General features: G+C 72.1%; 17 protein-coding genes. 14 read left to right on the top strand and 3 right to left on the bottom strand.

Features of this window, described 5'->3' with window-relative positions:
- Positions 1–2 precede the first annotated feature (2 nt).
- Entirely contained in the window at positions 3–653 is a 651-nt protein-coding gene (locus tag ASE25_RS03155; protein WP_056823803.1) for a hypothetical protein, read from the top strand.
- On the opposite strand, the gene ASE25_RS03150 is transcribed toward ASE25_RS03155, so the two are convergent.
- Positions 620–1456, bottom strand: a complete 837-nt coding sequence (locus tag ASE25_RS03150) for a DUF3626 domain-containing protein (protein WP_056822649.1) — start codon at positions 1454–1456, stop codon at positions 620–622. The two genes, ASE25_RS03155 and ASE25_RS03150, sit on opposite strands and share 34 nt — an antisense overlap.
- 49 nt (positions 1457–1505) lie before the next feature.
- Here ASE25_RS03150 and ASE25_RS03145 point away from each other — a divergent pair, with 49 nt between their 5' ends.
- The 3 genes from ASE25_RS03145 to ASE25_RS03135 are packed head-to-tail and all read left to right on the top strand — an operon-like array spanning position 1506 to position 4775.
- The gene (locus tag ASE25_RS03145) at positions 1506–2246 is read left to right on the top strand and encodes a dienelactone hydrolase family protein (RefSeq protein ID WP_056822646.1); all 741 of its coding nucleotides are present in this window, start codon (positions 1506–1508) and stop codon (positions 2244–2246) included.
- Positions 2243–3928 (top strand): alkaline phosphatase D family protein, encoded by a 1686-nt coding sequence (locus tag ASE25_RS03140; RefSeq protein ID WP_235508516.1) that lies wholly within the window; start codon positions 2243–2245, stop codon positions 3926–3928. Before ASE25_RS03145 ends, ASE25_RS03140 begins: the two co-directional genes overlap by 4 nt.
- Positions 3929–3932: 4 nt before the next feature.
- Positions 3933–4775, top strand: a complete 843-nt coding sequence (locus tag ASE25_RS03135) for a hypothetical protein (RefSeq protein ID WP_056822643.1) — start codon at positions 3933–3935, stop codon at positions 4773–4775.
- Positions 4776–4873: 98 nt separating this feature from the next.
- Here the strand turns inward: ASE25_RS03135 and ASE25_RS23125 are convergent, their stop codons facing one another.
- Together ASE25_RS23125 and ASE25_RS03125 are read right to left on the bottom strand one after the other, a co-directional pair.
- Positions 4874–5221, bottom strand: coding sequence for a hypothetical protein (locus ASE25_RS23125; protein ID WP_056772156.1), 348 nt, complete (start codon positions 5219–5221; stop codon positions 4874–4876).
- Positions 5222–5255: 34 nt separating this feature from the next.
- Positions 5256–6242: a sorbosone dehydrogenase family protein gene (locus tag ASE25_RS03125; protein ID WP_082622656.1), complete on the bottom strand. Its 987-nt coding sequence runs from the start codon at positions 6240–6242 to the stop codon at positions 5256–5258.
- Here ASE25_RS03125 and ASE25_RS22190 point away from each other — a divergent pair.
- From ASE25_RS22190 to clpB, 10 genes are all read left to right on the top strand, one after another.
- Positions 6232–6579 (top strand): hypothetical protein, encoded by a 348-nt coding sequence (locus ASE25_RS22190; protein ID WP_082622655.1) that lies wholly within the window; start codon positions 6232–6234, stop codon positions 6577–6579. The two genes, ASE25_RS03125 and ASE25_RS22190, sit on opposite strands and share 11 nt — an antisense overlap.
- A 181-nt stretch (positions 6580–6760) precedes the next feature.
- Positions 6761–8674 carry a molecular chaperone DnaK gene (gene dnaK / locus ASE25_RS03115; protein ID WP_056772150.1) on the top strand — a complete coding sequence of 638 codons (1914 nt, stop codon included), beginning with the start codon at positions 6761–6763 and terminating at the stop codon, positions 8672–8674.
- Positions 8671–9366: a nucleotide exchange factor GrpE gene (locus ASE25_RS03110; protein WP_056772148.1), complete on the top strand. Its 696-nt coding sequence runs from the start codon at positions 8671–8673 to the stop codon at positions 9364–9366. Before dnaK ends, ASE25_RS03110 begins: the two co-directional genes overlap by 4 nt.
- 89 nt (positions 9367–9455) lie before the next feature.
- Positions 9456–10466 (top strand): DnaJ C-terminal domain-containing protein, encoded by a 1011-nt coding sequence (locus ASE25_RS03105; protein ID WP_056772146.1) that lies wholly within the window; start codon positions 9456–9458, stop codon positions 10464–10466.
- Positions 10467–10483: 17 nt separating this feature from the next.
- On the top strand, positions 10484–10936 hold the full coding sequence (locus tag ASE25_RS03100; RefSeq protein ID WP_056772738.1) for a heat shock protein transcriptional repressor HspR: 453 nt from the start codon (positions 10484–10486) through the stop codon (positions 10934–10936).
- Between the two features lie 117 nt (positions 10937–11053).
- Complete coding sequence (locus ASE25_RS03095; protein WP_056822638.1) at positions 11054–14203, top strand: ATP-binding protein; 3150 nt, start codon at positions 11054–11056, stop codon at positions 14201–14203.
- 188 nt (positions 14204–14391) lie between these two features.
- Positions 14392–15081: an ANTAR domain-containing protein gene (locus ASE25_RS23355; RefSeq protein WP_056822635.1), complete on the top strand. Its 690-nt coding sequence runs from the start codon at positions 14392–14394 to the stop codon at positions 15079–15081.
- A 9-nt stretch (positions 15082–15090) separates the two neighbouring features.
- Positions 15091–15348: a hypothetical protein gene (locus ASE25_RS03085; protein ID WP_056822634.1), complete on the top strand. Its 258-nt coding sequence runs from the start codon at positions 15091–15093 to the stop codon at positions 15346–15348.
- Between the two features lie 9 nt (positions 15349–15357).
- Positions 15358–15789, top strand: coding sequence for a VOC family protein (locus ASE25_RS03080; protein WP_056823798.1), 432 nt, complete (start codon positions 15358–15360; stop codon positions 15787–15789).
- Positions 15790–15887: 98 nt separating this feature from the next.
- Complete coding sequence (clpB, locus tag ASE25_RS03075) at positions 15888–18449, top strand: ATP-dependent chaperone ClpB (RefSeq protein WP_056772136.1); 2562 nt, start codon at positions 15888–15890, stop codon at positions 18447–18449.
- Positions 18450–18459 lie beyond the last annotated feature (10 nt).

Below are 18459 nucleotides of genomic sequence, written 5' to 3'. Positions count from 1 at the left end.
CCGTGCCAGCGCAGCGTTTCCACGGGCAGATCGTCGGCGTCGGCTCCACGTCCGGCGTCCGGGTCGTCGTCGGGTCGTGGCTGCGCACGCCGCTCGGGTCGTTCGGCGACGCGATGGTCGAGACGGCCGACGGGCACCGGGTGCTCGTCGCCCCGACCCCGGAGGTCGCGGCGTTCATCGAGGCGACGTACGCCTTCGACGAGGTGCGCCTCGAGCCGATCACCGTGCGCGCCGGCCGCGACCGCTGGCAGGTCAGCTCGCCCTCCCTGTCCCTCGACCTCACGGTCGGAGGGCGTAGGCCGCTCGGCCGGCTCCTGCGGGCCGTGCCCGCGCGCGTCGCGTCGAGTCCGAGGTGGGCGACGGTCGTCGACCCTGTCGCCCGGGTCGTCCTGCGCGGGGTCCGCACCCGCGGCACGGCGCTCGAGGACCGTCAGGAGTTCTACGGAGCCACCGACCTGCACGCGGTGACGGCGCTCGACGGCTGCTTCGAGGGCGCGGTGTTGGGTGGCCTCGCACCGGTCGACCCGCCCTGCCGGTTCGGCTTCTCGTCGACGCCTCGCCGCCCGTCGGTGACATCGGTCGTGACGACCGTGGTCACCGGCGACGAGGCGGGCACCCTTCAGGCAGAAACGGATCCGAACCGCGCGACGTAGTGCCAGACCCGCTTGAGGGACTGCTCGTCGTGCCGCCCTGCTCGTGAGGCGTCCCCGACGACCTGCGGGGTGACGACGCCGTCGACGGCGAGCGACTCACCGAGCGCTACGAACTCCGGCCCGCGGTAGCCCGGGTGGGCACGGAGGGTCCCGACGTCGAGCCGGTAGCCCGGGTGCCACTCGACGGGCACGCCGAGCCGGAGCGCGTCGGCCTCGACGTCGGTGCCTCGATAACCGGGGTCGAGCACGAGCGCCTCGACGTCACGGGCGAGGTCGAGCACCCCGTGGGCGTGGGCCTCGACGTAGTCGTCGAGGAGGTCGTGGTCGGCGGCCTCGGCATGCTCGCCGAGCGCGAAGGCCGTTGCGGTGCCGAAGTGCTCAGGCTCGAAGACGCTGTCGGGAAAGCAGAACGTCGTCCGGTCCAGCGTGTGCGCCGCCAGCCGCACGTGGGCCGACCCGAAGCGTGGCGCGGCGCCGTACGGCCTCCGGTGCAGGTCGAGGGCGCCGTACTTCGGCCGCAGCGCCGGCTCGGCGTCGTCGTAGGCGCCGCCGAAGATCCGGCTCTCCCAGCGCCACCGGTCACCACCGGGGTGCGCCGTCAGCCCACCGTTGCCCGTGCCCGTCTCGAACTGGGAGCGGTAGACGCCGTCGCGGGCCATGACGGCGAGGATCGGCTCGCCGCGCACGAGCCGGTCCGGGTGGAAGTTGAGGGTGACGCGCAACGTCGGGTCGAGCGGGCGTCCCGTCGAGAGGCCGCGCACGTGCGCGAGCGCCCTCGTGACGGCGGCGGGCTGGGTGGGCACGACGCCATCCTCACACCCGCGACCCGGCGCCAGGGGGTAGGAATGGGGCATGGGCACGATGATCGACTTCCCCGACCACGACCTCACCGCGTACCGCGCCGACCCGACCGGGACGCCGCGCGGCGCCGTGGTCGTCATCCAGGAGATCTGGGGTCTGGCCGACCACGTCAAGGACGTCACCGACCGCGTCGCGGCGCAGGGCTACGTCGCCGTCGCGCCCGACCTGCTCGGGCACGTCGGACTGACGCCCGAGGTGGGTGCGCGGATCTTCGAGCTGATGTTCAGCGCGTCGGAGGAGGACCGGCTCGCGGCCCAGCCGCAGATGCGCGCGGCCACCACGCCGGCGCGGCAGCCGGAGTTCGCCGCGTGGGCGGTGCCGGCCCTGCGCGCCGTCGTCGACGCGCTCGTCGACGAGCCGGGCGTCGACGGCCGGGTGGGCGTCGTCGGCTTCTGCTTCGGCGGGACGTACGCCTTCGCCCTCGCGGCTGCCGACCCGCGGCTGCGCGCGGCGGTGCCCTTCTACGGTCACCTCCCCGAGAACGCCGACCCTGCGACGATCGGGTGCCCCGTCCTCGCCTTCTACGGCGAGGACGACCACGGCATCACCGACGGGGTGCCCGAGCTCGAGGCACGGATGGAGCAGGCGGGCGTCGACTTCACGGCGCGGGTCTACCACGGCGTCGGGCACGCCTTCTTCAACGACACCTCGCCGTCGAAGTACAACGCCGAGGTGGCGGCCGACGCGTGGGACCGGACGCTCGCCTTCTTCGACGAGAACCTGCCGTCGTGACCGGCCACGAGATCGCGCCGCTCGTCCTCGGCCCGATGCTGCGCTACATCGGTGAGACCGATGCGACGGTGTGGGTCGAGACCTCCGGTGCGGGAGTCGTCGCGGTGCACGCCGACGGCCGCGACTGGACGGCCCCGACCTTCGCCGTCAAGGGCCACCACTACGCGCTCGTCGCCGTCGATGGCCTCGAGCCGGGCGGGTCTTGGGACTACACCGTCAGCATCGACGACACACCGGTCTGGCCCCAGCCCGACAGCGCCTTCCCACCCCCACGCATCCGCACCATCGACCGCGGCCGATCCACGCGGCTGCTCTTCGGCTCCTGCCGCACCACCGTGCCGCACGACCATGAGGGGCACCGCACCAACGGCGTCGACGCGCTGCGCACGCTCGCGCTCGCCCTGGCCCGGGGCGAGGAGGTGTGGCCCGACCTCGTGGCCTTCCTCGGTGACCAGGTCTACGCCGACGAGACGTCCGAGGCGATGCGCGAGTTCATCGCCTCCCGCCGCGACATCACCGAGCCACCGGGTGAGGAGATCAAGGACTACGAGGAGTACGCCCACCTCTACGGGCTCGCGTGGGGTGACGCAGCGAACCGCTGGCTGCTCTCGACGGTGCCGAGCTGCATGATCTTCGACGACCACGACATCCGCGACGACTGGAACACGTCGTGGACCTGGCACGAGGAGATCAACCGCACCCCGTGGTGGCACGAGCGGCTCATGGGCGGCCTCTCCTCGTACTGGGTCTACCAGCACATCGGCAACCTCTCGCCGTCGCAGCTCGCCGACGACGAGATCTACGCGCAGGTCATCGCCGGTGCCGACCCCGGCGGGGAGGAGCTCGACCTGACCGAGGCCGTCTTCGACCTCGCCCGCCGTTCCGACCGCCACCCCGAGGTGTACCGCTGGAGCTTCCGGCGCGACCTCGGTGACGTCCGGCTCGTCGTCGTCGACTCGCGCGCCGCCCGGGTCCTCGAGCCGAAGCACCGCTCGATGCTCGACCCCGACGAGATGAGCTGGCTCGACGAGCAGCTGACCGGCGACGTCGAGCACCTGCTCATCGGGACGTCCCTGCCGTTCATGCTCCCTCCCGGGCTGCACGACCTCGAGGCGATCGACGAGGTGCTCGCCATGGGCACCCACGGACGTGTCGTCGCCGACCGGGCCGAGAAGGTCCGGCAGTCCATCGACCTCGAGCACTGGGCCGCCTTCAACGACGGCTTCGTCGAGGTCTTCGACATGGTGATGCAGGTGGCGCGGGGCGAGCGCGGTGCGGCTCCGGCCAGCGTCGTCTTCCTCTCCGGCGACGTCCACAACTCCTACGTCGCCGAGGTCGTCGACGCGAGGACCCGCCACGGCGCGACGTCCCGCGTCATCCAGGCCGTCTGCTCGCCGATCCGCAACCCCATGCCGCGGATGGTGCGCGTCATGATGTCCGCGTTCGCCCGTGGGCTGGTGCGCCCCATGCGGTTCGTCGCCGAGCGCTCGAAGCACGTGCCCGACCCCGCCTACCCGTGGGCGGTCACCGACGGTCCGTGGTTCGACAACTGTCTCGCCGAGCTCACCGTCCAGGGTCGGGACCTCTCGATCGTCTGGCGCGGTGGTGAGATCCGCGACGGCGACGACGCCCACCCGGTGCTGACCACGGTGTCGAGCGTGCGCATCCCTGCAGCAGGTTGACGGGATGTCCGTGGACGATGTCGACCGGCGGATCGCGCTGGCGCGCAGGGCTGTCCGGGCGTATGCCGCGAACCCCAAGGTCGCAGCGGCGCTCATCGGTGGGTCCGTGGCGCGCGGGCTCGCCGACGCGTCGTCCGACATCGAGCTCGACGTCTACTGGTCCTCCCCGCCGACCGTCGCCGACCGCGAGGCGGCGATCGAGGGCGCCGGGCTCACCCGCGTCTATGCGGAGGAGGACGACCACGAGTGGGCCGACGGCCTGCTCGTCGGCGGCGTCAAGACCGACGTCAGCGGCTTCGTCACGTCGACCATCGACACCTATCTCGACCGCGTGCTCGCGGGCGACACCGACGCGGAGCTGCAGGTACGCGTCACGGCGCTGCGCGACGGCATACCCCTGCACGGCCACGCGGTCATCGAGGCGTGGCGGACGCGGTGCGACGTCTACCCGGAGGCGCTGGCCGTCGCCCAGGTGCTCGAGGCCCTCGACCTGAGGCCCCGCGAGCGGCTCGAGATGCTTGCGGCCCGGGACGACGTCGTGCTGCTCCACCGCGACCTGCTCGACGGCGTGCAGGGGGTGCTCGACGCGCTCTTCGCCGTCAACCGGGTGTGGATGCCCCATCCCTTCCACAAGTGGCTGGACCGCGAGGCGACCCTGCTCGCCCACCGGCCCGACCGTCTCGTCGAGCGCATCCGGTCTCTCCTCGTCGCGTCCCCGCACGACGCGGTCGCGACCCTGGTCGCCCTCGTCGAGGAGACGTACGACCTCGCGCACGAGCGGGTGCCCGAGGCCGACGTCGGCCCGTTGCGGGCGGCGTTCGAGCAGCGACGCGTCGTCGGGGCCTAGGGGTCGGGGGCGGCCGTGGCGCGTCGCCGTGGCTCAGGGCAGCAGGGCGAGGACCTCGTCGGTCGTGGCGGTCTCGCCGAGGCGCGGGAAGATCCGCGTCACGGAGCTCTCGTGGGACGCGCGTCGAGATCGGTCATCGCGTCGGTCGCGAGCGTCACGTGGTAGCCGTGCTCGTGGGCCGCGCGGTCGGGGAAGGCTGCCGCGTTGGCGGCGGCGGCGAGCATGGCGCCGAGGTACATGAACGTGCGCAGCAGGCCGGCGGACGAGCCCAGGCGGTCGGGGTCGGCCTGACGGTAGAGGGCGTTCTGGTTGGCCAGGCCGATGAGCCCCTGCACCACCAGTCCCGCGCCGGCGACGGCGACGACGAGCAGCAGCGGCCAGTGCGTCACCGCGGGCTCCATGAGGAAGCGCAGCAGCGCGGTCAGCGTGACGGCGAACAGGACCATGCCGGCGACGTCCAGCCTGTCGATCTGAAGAGGCTCAGATCACCCGGACGAGCAGGATGCGGTCGTCCCCCGTCGCCGGGCTCTGCCGCCCGTCGCGGTTGCTCGTCGTCACGAGCAGGGTGTCCGATCCGACGGCGAGCACGCTGCGCAGCCGCCCGTAGCGACCGACGAGGAAGTCCTGGGGCGTCCCCGTGGTCGCCGAGCCGTCGAGGGGGATGCGCCACAACCGCTGCCCGCGCAGGGCCGCCATCCACACCGATCCCTGCGCGATCGCGATGCCGCTCGGCGAGTCCTCCGGTGGGCCCCACTGGGCGACCGGGCCCGTGATGCCCGCCCGGCTCGTGCGCCCCTCCGTCTGCGGCCAGCCGTAGTTGCGGCCGGGGCGGATGAGGTTGAGCTCGTCCTCGCTGTGGTCACCGAACTCGGACGCCCAGAGGCGACCGGCGGCGTCCCAGGCGATGCCCTGGACGTTGCGGTGGCCGTAGGACCACACGAGCGTCCCGAACGGGTTGCCCGGGGCCGGGCGCCCGGCGGTCGTCATCCGCAGGATCTTGCCGCCGAGCGAGCCCTTGTCCTGGGCGAGCGCCGGCTGCTGCGCCTCCCCGGTCGTCGCGTAGAGGTAGCCGTCCGGCCCGAACGCGATCCGGCCGCCGTTGTGGTGGACGTTGTGGGGGATGCCCCTGACGAGCACTCGCGGCGTCCCGAGCTGGCGACCGGCCGGCGCGGACGGGTCCCAGGGAATCGCCGCGATGCGGTTGTCGCCCGCCGTGGAGTAGTAGGCGTAGACGAGGTGGTCGCGGGTGAAGGTGGGCGAGACGGCGATGCCGAGCAGGCCAGCCTCACCCTGCTGTGCGACGTTCGAGACGACGCCCGGCACCGTGCCGACCCGGGCCAGCCGGGCCGCTGCGACGTCGAGGCGGTAGACCCGGAAGCTGTCGCGCGCCGAGACGAGGACGGTCCCGTCGGGCAGCCGGGCCAGGCCCCACGGCACGTCGATCCCGGTGGCCAGGGTGCGCACCACCGTCGCCGTCCCGGTCGCCCGGCCCGGCGTCGAGGTGGCCGGCGCGGCCGTCGGGGTGGCCGGCCCGCTCGAGGTCGCCGAGGGCGTACGCGTCGTCCCCGTGGTCGGGGAGGTGATCGGGGAGGTGATCGGGGAGCTCGTCGCGCTGGTCGTCGCCACCGTCGAGGCGGCCGGAGACGACGTCGAGGACGTGCCCGCGGAGGTGGCGCCGGCGGTGCTCGGCGCGCCGGCGGAGCAGGCGGCCAGCGAGAGCGCGCTCAGGCCGACGGCGATGGTCGAGGCGAGCGCGGTGCGAGTCATGTGCGTCGGCATGAGGCACCTCCGGTCACGACGCTAGCCACCAAGACTGTGTCTCGGACGGGAACAATCCGCGAGAGCCCAGAGTTGAGTCGGGTGAACGCAAGATTTGCGAGTCCGGTTTTGACAATCACGTCGGAGCGGGAGCAGATTGAGCGAGGACCTGTTTCACCCGGACCACCAGCACCACGGTCTCCACCTAGATCATCAAGGAGTCACCCATGGCACGTGCCGTCGGAATCGACCTCGGTACCACCAACTCGGCCGTCTCCGTCCTCGAGGGCGGCGAGCCGAGCATCATCGCGAACGCCGAGGGCGGGCGCACCACCCCCTCCGTCGTCGCGTTCTCCAAGAACGGCGAGGTTCTCGTCGGCGAGGTCGCCAAGCGCCAGGCCGTCACGAACGTCGACCGCACGATCCGCTCGGTCAAGCGCCACATGGGCACTGACTGGAAGTCGCCCGAGATCGACGGCAAGACCTACACCGCCCAGGAGATCAGCGCGCGCATCCTGCAGAAGCTCAAGCGCGACGCCGAGTCCTACCTCGGTGAGACCGTCACGGACGCCGTCATCACCGTCCCCGCGTACTTCGACGACGCCGAGCGCCAGGCCACGAAGGAGGCCGGTGAGATCGCGGGCCTCAACGTCCTGCGCATCGTCAACGAGCCCACCGCGGCCGCGCTGGCCTACGGCCTCGACAAGGGCAAGGAGGACGAGCTCATCCTCGTCTTCGACCTCGGTGGCGGCACGTTCGACGTGTCCCTCCTCGAGGTCGGCAAGGACGCCGAGGACGGCTTCGCCACGATCCAGGTGCGCGCCACCAACGGTGACAACCACCTCGGTGGTGACGACTGGGACGACGTCGTCGTCCAGCACCTCATCACGCAGGTGAAGAACAAGACCGGCCAGGACCTGTCCAAGGACAAGATCGCGATGCAGCGCCTCCGCGACGAGGCCGAGCGCGCCAAGAAGGAGCTCTCCACCGCGACGAGCACCAACATCTCGGCGCAGTACATCTCGATGACGCCCGAGGGCCCGATCCACCTCGACGAGAACCTCACCCGCGCGCAGTTCGAGCAGATGACCAAGTCGCTCCTCGACCGCACCAAGGCGCCGTTCCACAAGGTCATCGAGGACGCCGGCATCAAGGTCGCCGACATCGACCACGTCGTGCTCGTCGGTGGCTCCACCCGCATGCCGGCCGTCACCGCCCTCGTCACCGAGCTGACCGGCGGCAAGGCCCCCAACAAGGGCGTCAACCCCGACGAGGTCGTCGCCATGGGCGCGAGCCTGCAGGCCGGTGTCCTCAAGGGTGAGCGCAAGGACGTCCTGCTCATCGACGTCACGCCGCTCTCGCTCGGCATCGAGACCAAGGGTGGCCTGTTCACCAAGCTCATCGAGCGCAACACCGCGATCCCGACGAAGCGCTCCGAGATCTTCAGCACCGCCGACGACAACCAGCCGTCGGTCCTCATCCAGGTCTTCCAGGGTGAGCGTGAGATCGCGCAGCACAACAAGTCGCTCGGCACCTTCGAGCTGACCGGCATCGCGCCGGCGCCGCGCGGTGTGCCGAAGATCGAGGTCACCTTCGACATCGACGCCAATGGCATCGTCAACGTCTCCGCCAAGGACCAGGGCACCGGCAAGGAGCAGAAGATGACGATCACCGGCGGCTCGGCCCTGTCGAAGGAGGAGATCGACAAGATGGTCAAGGACGCCGAGGCGCACGCCGACGAGGACAAGAAGCGTCGCGAGGAGGCCGAGGTGAGGAACCAGGCCGAGCAGCTCGTCTTCTCGACCGAGTCCTTCCTCAAGGAGTCGGGCGACAAGGTCCCGGCCGACGTCAAGACGCCGGTCGAGGAGTCGCTCGCCGACCTCAAGGCCTCCATCGCCGAGGGGTCCGAGGCCAGCGCCGACGACATCAAGGCGAAGGTCGAGGACCTCAACACGAAGTCGCAGGCCATGGGACAGGCCGTGTACGCCACCGAGCAGGCCTCCGCGAACGCTGCGAGTGCCGCCGGGGCGCAGGACGGCGCTCCTGCCGACGACACCACGCCCGGTGCGTCCGGCGCGTCCGACGACGACGTCGTCGACGCCGAGGTCGTCGACGACGACGAGGCCAAGGAAGCCAAGTGACCGAGTCCCCGAAGCACGGCACGCCCGGCGAGCAGCCTGACGTGACCGCGACGGGCGCGACGGGTGCCGGCGGCGACGCCGCCGGCACCCCGCCGCGGGCAGACTCCGCCCACGGCGAGCGCCACCACACGTACTACGAGGGCGGCGCAGGCGCGTCGTCCGAGCCCGGTGGCGAGGACGAGTTCGACCACACCGCAACCGATTCCAACGAGACCGGCGACGCCGGCGAGTCCTCGCAGACCGAGGGCGTGGCCCTCGCCGAGGAGGACACCATGGCCGCGACGCTGCTCGCCGACCTGCAGCGGCTGCAGGCCGAGTACGTCAACTACAAGAAGCGCGTCGACCGCGACCGCGAGGTCATCCGCCACACCGCGGTCGGCAGCGTCGTCGAGTCCCTGCTCCCGGTCCTCGACGACATCCACATGGCCCGCCAGGCCGGCGACCTCGCCGGTGGCCCCTTCGCCGCGATCGCCGACAAGCTCGAGGCGACCCTCGGTCGCTTCGGCGTCGAGCGCGTCGGCGAGGCCGGACAGGAGTTCGACCCCAACGTGCACGAGGCCCTCATGCACGTCGAGGCCGAGCTGCCCGAGGGGGCGACCGGCACGACCGTCGTCCAGGTGCTCCAGCCGGGCTACCGCATCGGCGACCGGCTCGTCCGCGCCGCCCGGGTCTCGGTTGCCGACCCCGCCTGAGACGTCCGCCGCCGGGCTGCGCACGCAGCCCGGCGGCATACCCGATGATGGGAGCAGCGTGAGAGTCACCGTGAACGAGGAGGTGCGCCATGGCTAGTCAGGACTGGTTCGAGAAGGACTTCTACGCGATCCTCGGCGTGCCCCAGGACGCCGACGCCGCGACGATCAAGAAGACGTACCGCAAGGTCGCGCGCACGATGCACCCCGACCACAACGTCGGCGACCCCAAGGCCGAGGAGCGCTTCAAGGAGGTCGGGGAGGCGTATGCCGTCCTGTCCGACCCCGAGAAGCGGCGCGAGTACGACGCGATCCGCGCCATGTCCCACGGCGGTGCCCGCTTCACCGCGGGCGGCGCGGGCGGCCAGGGCGCCGGTTTCGAGGACATCTTCTCCGCCTTCGGCGGGGCGGGTGGTCCCGGTGGGCAGCGCGTGCGCTTCGACACCGGTGGCGCCGGCGGCCAGCCCAACCTCGAGGACATCCTCGGGCAGATGTTCGGCGGTGGTGCACCCGGCGCCGGCTACGGCGGCTACGGCGCGACGGCCGGTCCGCGCCCCGGGTCCGACGTCCAGGCCAACACGCGCATCGGCTTCCGCGACGCCGTCGAGGGCTCGACGGTCTCGCTCAGCTCCCCCGACCTCGGTCGGATCAATGCCCGCATCCCGGCGGGCGTCAAGGACGGGCAGCGGATCCGCCTGCGCGGCAAGGGTCGCCAGGGCGACCCCGGCGCGCCGGCCGGTGACCTCATCCTCACGGTGGGGGTCGACAAGCACCCGGTCTACGGACGTGAGGGCGACAACCTCACCCTCGACCTGCCCGTCACCTTCGCGGAGGCCGCGCTCGGCGCGACCGTCGCGGTCCCGACGCTCGACGGCGGGTCGGTCAAGGTCAAGGTGGCGCCGGGCACGCCGAGCGGCCGCGTCCTGCGGCTCAAGGGGCGCGGCGTCAAGCGGGGCGACCACGCCGGCGACCTGCTGGCCCGCGTGCAGGTGGTCGTGCCGCAACGGCTGACCGACGAGGCCCGCGAGGCCATCGAGCGGATGGCTGCGGCCGAGAACGGCCACGACCCCCGGGCCGACCTCTTCCAGCGCGCCCGAGCCTGACGAGCGAGGTGACGACGATGGCCCGCAAGAGTGCCCGCCCCGGTGGGCACGACGACGACGCACCCGTCTTCGTCATCTCCGTCGCGGCCGAGCTGGCCGGCATGCACGCGCAGACGCTGCGGCAGTACGACCGGCTCGGCCTCGTCTCCCCGTCGCGCACGCGCGGGGGCGGACGGCGCTACAGCGCGCGCGACGTCGAGCTGCTCCGCGACGTGCAGCGCCTGTCACAGGAGGGTGTCTCGCTGGCCGGCATCCAGCGCATCCTCGACCTCGAGAACCACGTGACCGCCCTCCGGTCACGGGTCGAGGAGCTCGCCGCCGACCTGGCGGCGGCCCAGGCGGCTCTGTCGGCCGGCGCCCGGGTCTTCGCGGTCGGTCCACGTGGCGAGGTCGTGGCGGTCCGACCCGGCCAGCGCCCGCCCCGCGCCCCGTCGTCGCAGGCGCTCGTCGTGTGGCGGCCCGAGCGCTAGGTCTCCGCCGCCCGAGGCGGTGCTCGTGTGTCAGACTGTGGACGCCTCAAGCAGACGGGGCGCGCCGTTGTGGAATGCCGCCGGAGGCAGCTTCTTGACCCCAGTCCCGGAGGTCGTGTGACCCCGCACCACCCTGAGGGCGCCCTGCCCGGCGCCCCCACGACGAACGCCTCGAGCCTCGGCGTGCCCTCGTCCCCGACGAGCATGCGTGACCTGTTCCTGCGCACCGACTGGTCGGCGACCTCGCTGGGGCCGGTCGAGTCCTGGCCCGCGAACCTGCGGATCCTCGTCGACGTCTGCCTGTCGTCGCGGTTCCCCATGCTCGTCTGCTGGGGACCCGACCTGCTCATGCTCTACAACGACGGCTACCGCACCCTCCTCGGCGAGAGCAAGCACCCCGACGCGTGGGCGCGGCCGGTGCGGGCCGTCTGGCCCGAGGTCTGGGACGTCATCGGCCCGATGTTCGAGGGGGTCACCAGTGGCGGCCCGGCGACGTGGGTCGAGGACGAGCTGCTCGTCGTCGACCGCGCCGGCTACCTCGAGGAGGCCTACTTCACGTGGTCCTACGGCGCCATCCACGACGACTCGGGTTCCGTCGTCGGCGTGCTCAACGTCGCGACCGAGACCACCGCGAAGGTGGTGGCCGAGCGCCGCGCCGACGTCGCGTCGCGGCTCTTCGCCTCGCTGGCCGACGCCGAGGACGCCGAGGACGTACGCCGTCGTGCCCTCGAGGTGCTCCGCTCGGACGGTTTCGACCACCTCGCGATCGACCTGCGCTGGTGCGCGCCGGGGGACCCGGCTCCTGACGGGGTCGACGACGAGGGCCGGACGGTGCGCGTCGTGCCCGCCGTCGAGCCCGGGCTGCTCGAGCCCACCGCGCACCTGCTGCTGACCGAGAACCCCCGCCGCCCGTGGGACGCCCAGCTCCAGGTCTACGCCGAGCTGTGCGCCGCGCACGTCGCGATGGCGCTGAGCGGCATCCGCCGCCTCCAGGAGGAGCGTCACCGGTCCGAGGCACTGGCCGAGCTCGACGTCGCCAAGTCCGACTTCTTCGCCAACGTCAGCCACGAGCTGCGCACGCCGCTGACCCTCATCGCCGGACCGGTGCAGGACGCTCTCACCGCCGACGGCCTGGACCCCGAGCAGCGCCAGCGCTTCGAGCTGATCCGCCGCAACACCGACCGTCTCGCCGGCCTCGTCGACCGCATCCTCGACCTCACGCGGGTCGAGGCCGGGGCCGTCGAGCCGCACTGGGTCCAGGCCGACGTCGAGGAGCTCGTCACCGGCATCGGCGCGAACTTCCGCCCGGCCATCGAGCGCACCGGACTCGAGTTCGAGGTGGTGTGCGACGACCTCGACCACGAGGCCTACGTCGACGTCGACATGTTCGAGCGCATCGTGCTCAACCTGCTGTCGAACGCCCTGAAGTTCACGGCGCGCGGACGCATCTCGCTCCACCTGGGCGGGACCGACACCGGTTTCGCCGTCTCGGTCACCGACACCGGTATCGGCATCGCCGAGAAGGACCTCGACCTCGTCTTCGACCGCTTCCGGCAGCTCGACCGCGGCGACGACCGACGATCGCGCGAGGGCGCCGGCATCGGCCTGTCGCTCGTGCGCCAGCTCGTCGACCTGCTCGGCGGCCGCGTCGCCGTGCAGTCACGGCAGGGGAGGGGCAGCACCTTCACCGTGTCCTTCCCGTGGGGCCGGCCCGCGGAGCGGGCCGCGCTGCGCCCCTCGATCACGCCGCGCTCGGCCGAGTCCTTCATCCACGAGGCGAGCAGCTGGGTCGTGCGCGACGCGGTCGCGGCCGAGATGCAGGCGTCGTCCGCGGAAGCCGAGCAGCTCCCCGGCCCGATGTCACCGGCCACGCGGCCGGACGGCGTGCGTCCGACCCTGCTCGTCGTCGAGGACAACCACGACATGCGCGACTACATCGCGCGCCACTGCGTCGTCGACTACGACGTCGTGTCGGTGCGCGACGGGGTCGAGGCCCTCGAGCACCTGCGCGCCCGACGTCCGTCGATCGTCCTCGCCGACGTCATGATGCCCCGCATGGACGGCCTGACCCTCGTGCGCGAGATCCGGGCCGACGCGAGCCTGCGCGACCTTCCCGTGGTCCTGCTGTCCGCGCGGGCCGGCGTCGAGGCCAGCACCACCGGGCTGCTCGAGGGTGCCGACGACTACGTCATCAAGCCGTTCCAGCCCCAGGAGCTCCGCGCGCGCCTCGCCGCCAACCTCGTGCGGGCGCGATCGCGGTCGCGCGACGCCGCGTGGCTGCGGGCGATCCTCGGAGCCATCCAGGAGCCGTTCGTCGTCGTCGACGCCGAGGGCCTCGTCGTCCAGGTCAACGACGTGTTCACCCGGACTTTCGGCTGGTCGCTCGCGGAGGGTCCGCTCGTGCCGCCGTACCCGTGGTGGATCCCGGAGTCGGAGTCCTCCGACGAGCACCACCAGCACCAGCGACGCATGGAGCTGCTCCAGTCCGGCCGACCCGTCGAGGACGACCGCTACCGCATCCTCCGGCGCGGCGGCGGTGAGGCCTGGGTCCACGTCCGGTCGGCGGGCGTGCCGGGCACGGCGGAGCACGACGGCTTCGTCATCGTCGTCGTCCGGGACGAGACGCGCGAGCGCGAGTCCCGTCTGCGGCGCGAGCTCGCCGCCCGGATCGCCGTCGACCTCGCCACGGCGGAGGAGCTCGACCAGGTGCTCGCCACGGCCGTCACCGGCTTCACCGTGCTCTTCGACGGTGCGGTGACCCTGCGCGTCTCACCGACGAAGGGGCAGCCGGTCGTGCTGTCCCCGCGCGGACGGGTGGCCGTCGGCGACCTCGAACCGGGCATCCGGCAGGGGCTCGACTCCTCGCCGCACCGCCACGACGTCCTGGTCGGCGACAAGCGGGAGGGCCTGCTGCTCCTCCCGACGGCGCACGAGTCGGACTGCCGGACCTGGGTGCAGTTCGACGAGCCGCGTCTCGTCTCGAGCGACGAGCTCATCGTCGGCGACCTGCTCGCGCAGTCGCTCGGCCAGGCCGTCGACCGCGTCGTCGCGCGGCAGGCGCGCGCGCAGAAGGAGCACCAGCTCGAGCAGGCCATCGAGAGCCACCGGCTCATCGGCCACGCCGTCGGCGTCCTCATCGAGCGCCACCGCATCACGGCGACACAGAGCTTCGAGATGCTGCGGCAGGCCTCGCTCAACCGCAACGTCAAGCTGCGCGAGATCGCGGCGCGCGTCGTCGAGAGCGGGCAGGACCCCGACCAGGCCTGACCGCCGCTGTCGAGACGCGACCTCCGGGGCCCAGCTCCGGAGGTCGCGTGCGTGCGGCCTTGTGCCGCGCGGGAATTGGTCGCTCCTCGCAATTGCCTCGTGTCGTGCTTTGTCCGACGGCGTCACGGGATGCAACACTGTCCTGCCTCCAAGTTCGCGGGCCTTCCCACGCATACCTTGGAGGGCCCGTGACCGACCTGCGTCCGGCGACCGCAGCGAACGACGACCGCTGGCTCGACGCCGCGGCGCGGATCGCCGCCGCAGCGCGGCTGCTGGTCCGCTCCGAGGACCTCGAGGAGGCGCTCTCGCTCGCCGCGTCCGCCATCGGTGAGGCGCTCGTCGGCGAGGCCGTGATCCGGGTGACCGCGACCCAGCACGACCTGCTCGCCGGCGCCTCCGGTGTCGTGCCGCCGTCCGCGCTGCCCCCGGCCGTCCGTGAGGTGCTCTCCGGACCCGTCGACCTCGACGGGGCGACGGTGGACCCGGCGGACGCGGGGACCCGCGGCGTCCTCATGGAGTCGTCGGGGATCCACGCCACGTGTCGGGTGTGGGCCGGCGTCGGCCGGACGCCGTCTCCCGGTGTGGCCGAGCGGACCGTCGCAGAGCTGCTCCTGCACTCGCTGGCGCAGGCGGTGGACCGGATCGTCACGGTCGACCGTTTCCGCCAGAACGAGGCCAACCTCGAGCGCGCCGTCGAGAGCCACCGGCTCGTGGGCCAGGCCATGGGCATCCTCATCGAGCGACACCGGATCGTGTCGGAGGAGGCCTTCGACGTGCTCCGCCGCGCGTCCCAGGACCACAACGTCAAGCTGCGCGAGGTCGCCCAGCGCGTCATCGAGACCGGCGCCGAGCCGGACGAGGTCGTCGGTCGGTCCTAGGCTGGGCGCGTGAGCCCGACCGACGACGCCCAGCACCTCATCGTGCTGCCGGAGCGTGACACCGCCGAGGAGCTCGCGGACGAGCTCGAGGCCGAGGGGCTGGCCGATGTCCGCGTCGTGCGAGAGGCGCTCGCGGGCGAGGACGACTCCGAGGCCCACGAGTGGGCCGTCTACGTGCGCACCCCGTCCGACCGGGCGTATGCCGTCCGCTTCCAGGCGCTCGCCGCGGTCCACGACGGCTGGTACGACCCCGATCCGCACGACTGAGGAGTGACGATGTCCCGCGCGTTCCAGGTGACGATCGACAGCAGCGACCCGCGCTCCCTCGGCGGCTTCTGGGCCGAGGTGCTCGGCTACGTCGAGGACGCCCCGCCGCCGGGGTTCGCGACGTGGACCGAAGCGCTCACCGCCTGGGGGCTGCCGCCCGAGCGCCACAACGACGCGTATGCCGTCGTGGACCCCGACGGAGCGAGGCCGCGGGTCTTCCTCCAGAAGGTGCCGGAGGGCAAGACGGCGAAGAACCGCCTGCACCTCGACGTCCGGGTCAGCGGGGTGCCCGGTCCTGCCGAGGGCAAGGGCGAGCAGCTGCACGCGGAGGCCGACCGACTCGTCGCCCTCGGCGCCACGGTCGTGCGCGAGACGCTCACCGAGGTGGACCACTACCTCGTCATGCAGGACCCCGAGGGCAACGAGTTCTGCCTGACCTGAAGGCCGGTCACCGTCAGGTCAGGCACGAAGTTGAGTGGAATAGACTCAAGTCAGCGCCAGTTGACCCCAGTGAACCGATCCCCTCACCAGGAGTACGCATGGACCTACAGCTGACCAACAAGGCTCAGGAGGCCTTCGCCCAGGCCGCGACGACCGCGACGGGCAAGCACCACCCGAACATCGAGCCGGCACACCTGCTGCTCGCGTTGGCAGCCCAGAGCGGCACGACCACCCCGGCCCTGCTCACCGCCGGAGGCTCGAGCGTCGCCGCCGCGACCGCCGTCGCCGAGCGGGCCATGGCCGCCATGCCGCAGGTCACCGGCGGCGCCCAGCAGCCGCAGCTCTCGGCGACGGCGGGACGCGTGGTCCAGCAGGCCCAGCAGTACATGACGGCGATGGGCGACTCCTACGTCTCCACCGACCACCTCCTGCTCGCGCTCGCGCGCACGGGCCAGTTCGGCCTCGACGCCGACGCCATCGAGGGGGCCATCCCCGAGCTGCGCGGGGGGCGTCCCGTGACGTCCGACAACCCCGAGGGAACCTTCGAGGCGCTGTCGAAGTACGGCACCGACCTCACCGCCCGCGCGCGAGAGGGCAAGCTCGATCCCGTCATCGGCCGGGACGCCGAGATCCGCCGCGTCGTCCAGGTCCTCTCGCGCCGGACGAAGAACAACCCCGTCCTCATCGGCGAGCCGGGCGTCGGCAAGACCGCCGTCGTCGAGGGCCTCGCCCAGCGCATCGTCGAGGGCGACGTGCCCGAGAGCCTGCGCGACAAGACCCTCTACAGCCTCGACCTCGGCTCGATGATCGCCGGGGCGAAGTACCGCGGTGAGTTCGAGGAGCGTCTCAAGGCCGTCCTCGAGGAGATCAAGGGCAGTGACGGCCAGATCGTCACCTTCATCGACGAGATCCACACCGTCGTCGGCGCGGGCGCCGGCGGGGAGGGCGCGATGGACGCCGGCAACATGCTCAAGCCCATGCTCGCCCGCGGTGAGCTGCGTCTCGTCGGCGCGACGACCCTCGACGAGTACCGCAAGCACATCGAGAAGGACGCCGCCCTCGAGCGCCGCTTCCAGCAGGTCTTCGTCGGCGAGCCCTCCGTCGAGGACACCATCGCCATCCTCCGTGGGCTCAAGGAGCGCTACGAGGGCCACCACAAGGTGACGATCGCCGACTCGGCGCTCGTCGCCGCGGCCAGCCTGTCCGACCGCTACATCAGCGGCCGCCAGCTGCCCGACAAGGCCATCGACCTCATCGACGAGGCCGCCTCCCGGCTGCGCATGGAGATCGACTCGAGCCCCGTCGAGATCGACGAGCTCCGGCGTGCCGTCGACCGGCTCAAGATGGAGGAGTTCGCCCTCGAGCAGGAGAGCGACGCGGCGAGCAAGGACCGCCTCGAGCGCCTGCGCAAGGACCTCGCCGACCGTTCCGAGGAGCTCGCCGCCCTCAACGCCCGGTGGGAGGCCGAGAAGTCCGGGCTCAACGCCGTCGGTGACCTCAAGGCCCGCGTCGACGACCTGCGCACCCAGGCCGACCGGCTCCAGCGCGAGGGCGACCTCGGCGCCGCCTCCAAGATCCTCTACGGCGACATCCCGACCCTCGAGAAGGAGCTCGCGACCGCCCAGGAGCGCGAGGCCGCGGCCACGACCGGCGACGAGGAGCCGATGGTCAAGGAGGAGGTCGGCGCCGACGACATCGCCGACGTCATCTCAGCCTGGACCGGCATCCCCGCCGGCCGGCTCATGGAGGGCGAGTCCGAGAAGCTGCTGCACATGGAGCAGCACATCGGCGCCCGGCTCATCGGCCAGGCCGACGCGGTGCGTGCGGTCTCCGACGCGGTGCGCCGCACGCGCGCCGGGGTCTCCGACCCCGACCGGCCGACGGGCAGCTTCCTCTTCCTCGGACCCACCGGTGTCGGCAAGACCGAGCTGGCCAAGAGCCTCGCCGACTTCCTCTTCGACGACGAGCGGGCCATGGTCCGCATCGACATGTCGGAGTACTCCGAACGGCACTCCGTCGCGCGCCTCATCGGGGCGCCCCCCGGCTACGTCGGCTACGAGGAGGGTGGCCAGCTGACCGAGGCCGTCCGCCGTCGTCCCTACTCCGTGATCCTCCTCGACGAGGTCGAGAAGGCCCACCCCGAGACGTTCGACATCCTGCTCCAGGTCCTCGACGACGGACGCCTCACCGACGGCCAGGGCCGCACCGTCGACTTCCGCAACGTCATCCTCGTGCTGACCTCCAACCTCGGCTCGCAGTTCCTCACCGACCCGACGCTGAGCCCCGACGCACGCCGGGAGTCGGTCATGGGTGTGGTGCGCTCGTCGTTCAAGCCCGAGTTCCTCAACCGCCTCGACGAGGTCGTCGTCTTCGACGCCCTGAGCCGGGACGACCTCGCCCACATCGTCGACCTGCAGGTGCGGGCGTTCGCCGAGCGGCTCTCCGACCGGCGCATCACCCTCGAGGTCACCGACGACGCACGCCAGTGGCTCGCGGCCCGCGGCTACGACCCGGCCTACGGCGCCCGGCCGCTGCGCCGGCTCGTGCAGCGGGAGATCGGCGACCGCCTCGCCCGCGGCCTGCTCTCGGGCGAGGTGCGCGACGGCTCGACGGTCGCGGTGGGCGTCGACCCCGACGGCGAGGCGCTCGACCTCGTCTGACACACGGCAC

The organism is Terrabacter sp. Root85, assembly GCF_001429185.1.
GTDB lineage: Bacteria > Actinomycetota > Actinomycetes > Actinomycetales > Dermatophilaceae > Terrabacter.
The sequence above is the reverse complement of the archived record's forward strand: the minus strand, read 5'-3'. Positions and strand labels throughout refer to the sequence as shown.